At 59.7% G+C, this 5796-nt stretch carries 2 protein-coding genes, 1 tRNA gene and 2 pseudogenes; 4 read left to right on the top strand and 1 reads right to left on the bottom strand.

Annotated elements, in window-relative coordinates; all coding sequences use genetic code 11:
• Nucleotides 1–1030: 1030 nt before the first annotated feature.
• Nucleotides 1031–1117, top strand: a tRNA-Leu gene (locus ACZ4NT_RS38550).
• Between the two features lie 744 nt (nt 1118–1861).
• On the opposite strand, the gene ACZ4NT_RS38545 is transcribed toward ACZ4NT_RS38550, so the two are convergent.
• Nucleotides 1862–2101: a WhiB family transcriptional regulator gene (locus ACZ4NT_RS38545; protein WP_467730081.1), complete on the bottom strand. Its 240-nt coding sequence runs from the start codon at nt 2099–2101 to the stop codon at nt 1862–1864.
• Between the two features lie 294 nt (nt 2102–2395).
• Between ACZ4NT_RS38545 and ACZ4NT_RS38540 the strand changes: the two genes are divergently transcribed.
• The 3 genes and pseudogenes from ACZ4NT_RS38540 to ACZ4NT_RS38530 all read left to right on the top strand — a co-directional run.
• Entirely contained in the window at nt 2396–3268 is an 873-nt protein-coding gene (locus tag ACZ4NT_RS38540; protein WP_467730079.1) for an IS5 family transposase, read from the top strand.
• A gap of 177 nt (nt 3269–3445) precedes the next feature.
• Nucleotides 3446–3627: pseudogene (locus tag ACZ4NT_RS38535) on the top strand (IS110 family transposase); the annotation flags it as partial.
• Between the two features lie 273 nt (nt 3628–3900).
• Nucleotides 3901–4450, top strand: a pseudogene (locus ACZ4NT_RS38530) (winged helix-turn-helix domain-containing protein); the annotation flags it as partial.
• Between the last annotated feature and the right edge of the window lie 1346 nt (nt 4451–5796).

Below are 5796 nucleotides of genomic sequence, written 5' to 3'. Positions count from 1 at the left end.
GCCACCCCCGCAACTACCTGGCGTTTCTCGGACTCGCCGCCGCCCTCTGCTGCTACAAGAGGCTCCTCCGCCTCACCACATAGGACACCGTCTTAGAGTAAGATAAAGCTTTGCCATGCCGCGAAAGCTGCTCCAACCGTGAATGCTATTGATGCGATGACGATTCGTTGCCGTGGCCGGGGTCGTCTGCGCAGTGCCTCTTCTGGTGCCGATGCGATCCCGATGCTGGTGGCGCTTTCCGCCCAATAGGGCGATGGCTGGAAAGCGACCTTCACCCTCCAAGGCTGATTAGGGTCGTAGCGAACGCCGATAATTTGGCCTTTCCGGAATGCGTCGATAGCCGACAAGTCGACAGCGGTCTTACACTTCGCGCGATAAGCAAGACTGCCGTCATCAGGTACGACCGTGACCTCGAGCCGAACGACCACACCAGATCCTTCGCTGACTGAATCCGAGGACTCGATTTTTGCAAGAGCCGACTTCATTTCTCCCCTACCGGGAAGACAGGAGAATAGTACTCGGAATGACGCTATTCCAGTCCACGGAAGGAGGTTGGCGGCTGTTGCCGAAATAATCGTTGCGGTACTTCCAACGGTTCCTGCGCTTAGGTACGAGAGGCCTATAGCCAGTGCCGTGATCTCGCCACCCAAGAAGGCAAAGAGTGCCCCTACTAGAAAAAGCCACACTATTGTCCCCCAATATACTTGCAGTGGAGTGATCCATTGCCTGCGATTAGCGCGAAAGTGCCCGCTTAGGTATTGGCTTCACTTGGTTCGACTCGCCTACATGTGAGCGTGGCGGACATTTAAGTTAAATAGCTCCGCTACTTTCGGTCGACCTCCGCCCTCCGGTGATGGATATCATGCCATTGCCGCGAGCAGGCTGCGCAGTAGCTCGCCGGAGAGGAGAGACCAATGCTAGATGATGGCCGATCACGGACTGCATGGAGAGCTGGGATCCCGCCAAATTTGTATATGAGTATCGATTGCTCAATCTTAACGCCTAGTGGGAGGTCATGGTGGTGACACACGGGCAAGTGGCGCAATTGGCGGACGCAGCAGACTTAAAATCTGCCACCCTTTGAGGTATGTGGGTTCGAGTCCCACCTTGCTCACCACAGCCACGATATTTCGAAAAAGAGAATTTTTCCGTCGGGCTGGCGAGATCGCTAGCAGTGGCGCGTGATGCTCTAACATACGGTCCAGCGCCACTAGCCCCGCGAACTCCCTCTCCCCCAGACTCGCAAACGGCCCCACCCATGCCCGACCAGCGGTGTTTCGGGATGCCGCGCGGCTGTTTGGGGGCCAGCCGCTCCACGGGGCGGGGTAGTGCTATTGCGGCGGGCTTTCAGAACGAATCTTATGAAGCCTTTGCGGGATGATCGGTGTTAAATATCTCTCCTTTCTTGCCTAGATGAATACAGGCAAGCGAATTTACGCGCGCAGTCGCCTCGCGGCCATTTTCACGCCTTCTTCGCGGTAGACCGATTGCGGCAATAGAAAACTAGTAAGATTGTTTGCCTGCACCAACTCATTCGCCGCATATACTTCACTGGATTGGCATTTTTTGCCGCCTCTACTGTGCGCGCACAGGAGTCGGTAAAATCCGCCCCAAGCGTATACAAGACAGCGGCGTGAATCTGGTCTGAACTTGACGCGTTTGCCGCTTCCAGGGAAGTGCAGAAAAGGGCTCGCGCGAGAGCTTCCAAGGTGTTTGCTTTTTTCACTTCCCGCGATGACGTAATTACATTCATGAAGTATTCGCCTCACGATATCAAGACAAACGGCAATTAGAGGAGCTGTAAGGTGATTCGCTTGCGGACGACTTGGGCGACGGCGAAAATAGGGGTGGCTAACAGGTGTTAGTTGCCATCATGATTTCTTGCGGCTATAGCTCGCCGCTCGGCAGGATTGAAGCCGCCCCATACGCCGTAATGCACTTTATTCTGTTGTGCCGATTTTAGGCACTGCTGGCGCACTCTGCACACTCTGCATACTTTCTTTGCCGGCTTGTCCCAACCTCGTAGAGACCCCAGCGTGTGGGTGGCGGGAAAGAATATTTCTGGTTCCACCTCTGGAGCAGTGCAGGCCCCTTCCTTCATCCAGTTAAATCCCGCTTGCATCTCGATCTCCGTTCACGTGCCGGTCTAGCCGTGCTGCAGCTTCACGCCCAGCCGGCCATATGTCCCTAGTGGTCGCAGTTGATCCCTTATTTCACTTTCTTTCCGTCGAAGGGCAGCTGCCTGAGTAAGAGGTGCTCACTTGAAGCGGCTGCCTTCTGCTCCCGTTACGCCCCGTTACTGGCGATGCGCAACCTCGGATGGCGCCGACAAAGCGCTGCGAGTAGGCCCTTTTTTAGACCGTGTCCTATGTGGTGATCGCTCGTTGGACTGTTCATGGGGCGGGGTAGGTGGCGTTGGATTGTTCCGGACGGGTTGTGGGACATCGCCGAGCCGCTGATCCCGCCGTCGAGGGTGCGGCCGCAGGGCGGTGGGACGCAGGACACGCCTGATGAGACGCTGTTCGCGGCGATCATCTACGTGCTGGTCAGCGGGTGCGCCTGGCGGGCTTTGCCGCCGTGTTTCGGCATATCGAAGTCGACCACGCATCGCCGGTTCCTGATCTGGTCGCGGGTAGGTGTGTGGGGCTGGCTGCACGAGGAGATCCTGCACCGCTTGGACGACGCTGGCCTGCTCGACCTCTCCCGAGCGGTCCTCGACTCCGCCCACGTGAGGGCGAAAAAAGGGGCGAACTCACAGATCCGAGTCCCGTGGGACCGGGGTAAGCCGGATTCCACGATGCACGTCCTGTCGGACGCGAACGGACTGCCCCTTCTCGTCGGCCTCTCGGCCGCCAACACCCACAACAGCGAAGCACTGAGGCCCATGGTGGCGGGGCACCAAACGAGACATGACCCCCACTGCGGCCGCCACTTCAAGCCCCAGCGCCTCCACGCCGACAAGGCATACGACGTCCCCCACCTGCGGAAATGGGTGCGAGGTAAGCGCATCGGCGTGCGCATCGCCCGCAAAGGCATCGACTGCAGCCAACGACTGGGCCGACGCAGGTGGGTCATCGAGCGAACGATCTCGTGGCTGTCCGGCTACCGCAGACTCAGCCCCCGTGACGAACGCCAGCCCCGCAACTACCTGGTTTTTCCCAGGCTCGCAGCCGCCCTCTGCTGCTACAAACGACTCGTCCACCTCACCACATATGACACCGTCTTAATGTGCGTGGAGTGTCGAGGGCTTACACGGCTAACGCAATGACCTGTGTTGTTGGTGGGTGATCAGGCAGTAGGCGGGGGCGAGGAAGCTTTATGGATGTCGGCTTGCCGTTCCTCGGCGTAAGCGGAACCGCCCTAGGCCGTGAAGTCAGGTGATCGTTCGCTCGACCACTCACGGGGAGTTCCTGGGCCGGATCCGTGCACAGTTTCGCGCCTGGCGATGGCCGAGCGCCTCATCGAGGACGTCTTCACCGCACTGGAGGAACAGATCGTCGTCTCGGGCGCCGACGCGGCCACTCTGATCGTCCCAGCCTCGCCAACTCGCTCCGAGCAGTGCTTGACCAGCGGAGACTCTTGGCCACTTGGATCGAGGAATTGCTGGGGGCTCACCCTCTTTGGAAGACACCTCACGGCGCTAATTCGTCAAGTCGTCGGGATGAGCCCTTCGAACACAGCGCGATCGTAGAGCCGGTGGTGCCACTCGTTGATGTCTGGGGTCGGATGGGTCGTCAGTATGGGGTTCGGTCCTGTCTCAATGAGGTGCAGCAGCGTCCAGGCGACGCCGTATCCATCGTTCGGACCGAAGCACCTACTGACCTTGAAGGTGGGTTGTCGTAGGGGCTGACGATCGGTGATCGTCGCGGTATGCCGGGTGTATCGCGGTATGCCGGGTGTATGAGGTATCCGCAGGGTGGGGTCTGACTGCGGAGAGGCAAGCGTTCCGCGAGTGGGTCCGGATGGAAGCAGCGGTGATGTTCGCCGAGGGGCGGGGCAGCACGGACATCGCGAAGGAGTTACGGGTCGGCGTCCGGTCGGTGCAGGGGTGGCGGCAGGCCTGGAAGGCGGCTGGCCGGGACGGGGTTCGCTCTCGCGGCCCAGCGTCCAGGCCGAAGCTGAGCGAGGCACTGTTCGTCGCGCTCGAGGAGGAGCTGGCCAAGGAAGCCGGTCGCGCATGGCTGGCCGGACCAGAGATGGACACTGGCCAGGATCAAGCCGCTGATCGGCCGGCGGTTTCACAAGTCGATGATGTTGTCGGGGATCTCGCAGATGCTGCGCCGGCATGGCTGGAGTCATCAGGTTCCGGCCCGTCGTGCCCTGGAGCGCGGATGAAGCGGTGGCCGGCTGGGTGAAGGAGGTGTGGCCGCACGTGGAATCACCGCGGCGGCGCTCGGGCTGGCCTGCCCTCAGCCCATCTTCAGGAAGCCAGTGTCGTCGCCGATCAGCGCGGCATCCCAGTAGCCGAAATGCCACGGCGTAATTACACGTTGGTCGAGGAACCCATCAGCGTCCCAAATCGACCCGGTTCAGCAGCCGATGGATACGGTCCGGAACCGCATGACCTGCCTGTTTTGCCAGCGCCCAGCCGTTCTTCCGCTCTAACGGAGTCATCAGTCCCGCACAAAGTCAAGCGCCTCTCCCCCGGCTGCGTCCTGCTGAACTGATGCACGAACAGCTCTTGCGGCTGACCCAAACTAGTCGGCCCAGAGTTTGAAATCAGCAAGGCTCCAATCCGCTATCACACCAACGACCCAGCTGGCCTAAAATCACGGCATAGACCGCTCCGGTACAGTTCGCCGATCCTGCCCGAAAGTTCACTCCCGTGGCGTCTCTGGGCGCTGGCGAGTTCATGGAGAGTACCTGCGTTTTGCGTGCCGCCCACGGCTAGTTATCAGATGCAATCATGAATGCGGCTTACATGCTCGCATGCCTGCCGCCATGAATACTCCCCGGGTACTTTCGCGCCCATTGTGCGCCAAAAGGGCGCCAGTTTAGGGCAGTGCTCGCTCCATGTATGCCACCAGAGTCCCGAATGAACGTTGCGTAGAGAGCTGAGTGCCGCCGACGCGAGCCCGCAATGTTGAAACCCCTCATATGAATTAATGGCCCCTATCCAGGCAATTCGGCACACCTTGCACGCCACATATTCCACTGAAAAAGCGAGGTCAGGCCCTGCATAGGCCGATCGGATACGCCAGCCTGGGTAATCGTCCTCGGATGGGCGGTCAATCCAGGGCCTCAACGGAGCGTTATCCGGGTCGAAGTCTGCGGACTCTCGTATCCAGAGCACGTTATCCGAGAGGGATGCTACAGATCGGATCACTGCCTCGGTCATGGGTTTGTGTACTCCTCTAAAATTCTAGATTTAAAAATAACGGAGGGGGGCATGTGACTTCAGTGTAGGCGACGTGCATAGGTAGCATTGCAGAGTACGGCAGGCATTGTGGTCGTTCGGCGCATCCCATGCGCAGGAGGGCAGGGGGCACGCGAAGTGGGCGGGCCACTGCTCGCTGGCCGGGGGTGCAGAGGCTTGCTCTGGACGCTGAAGACTCACTTTCCCGTCCTTACGTACGGCCAACTTGCCGTCCAGAGCCGTCTCGTCGCAGCGCTGCTCTACTCCGCCTATTCGCGTGGGGAAGCACTTACCCCAGGAGTTGGGCCTCGGCTCCAGCTTGACGGCTGGCGACGCCTGGCTGCCTAGTACTCCAGCAGCGGTTCGTGTCCTGAGCTGGTGGTTGTCGTTGTCCTGGTATGGAGGGGATGACTGAGGTCAGTTGCTGGACGGGTGAGTTG

Source organism: Streptomyces sp. NPDC026417 (assembly GCF_055567695.1).
This window is presented reverse-complemented; position numbering and strand designations above follow the sequence as displayed.

What these genes read in the sequence shown, in the direction of transcription:
- ACZ4NT_RS38545 (WP_467730081.1), bottom strand. Translation starts at nt 2,101, where the DNA reads ATGAAGGAAGGGGCCTGCACTGCTCCAGAGGTGGAACCAGAAATATTC.
- ACZ4NT_RS38540 (WP_467730079.1), top strand. Translation starts at nt 2,396, where the DNA reads ATGGGGCGGGGTAGGTGGCGTTGGATTGTTCCGGACGGGTTGTGGGAC.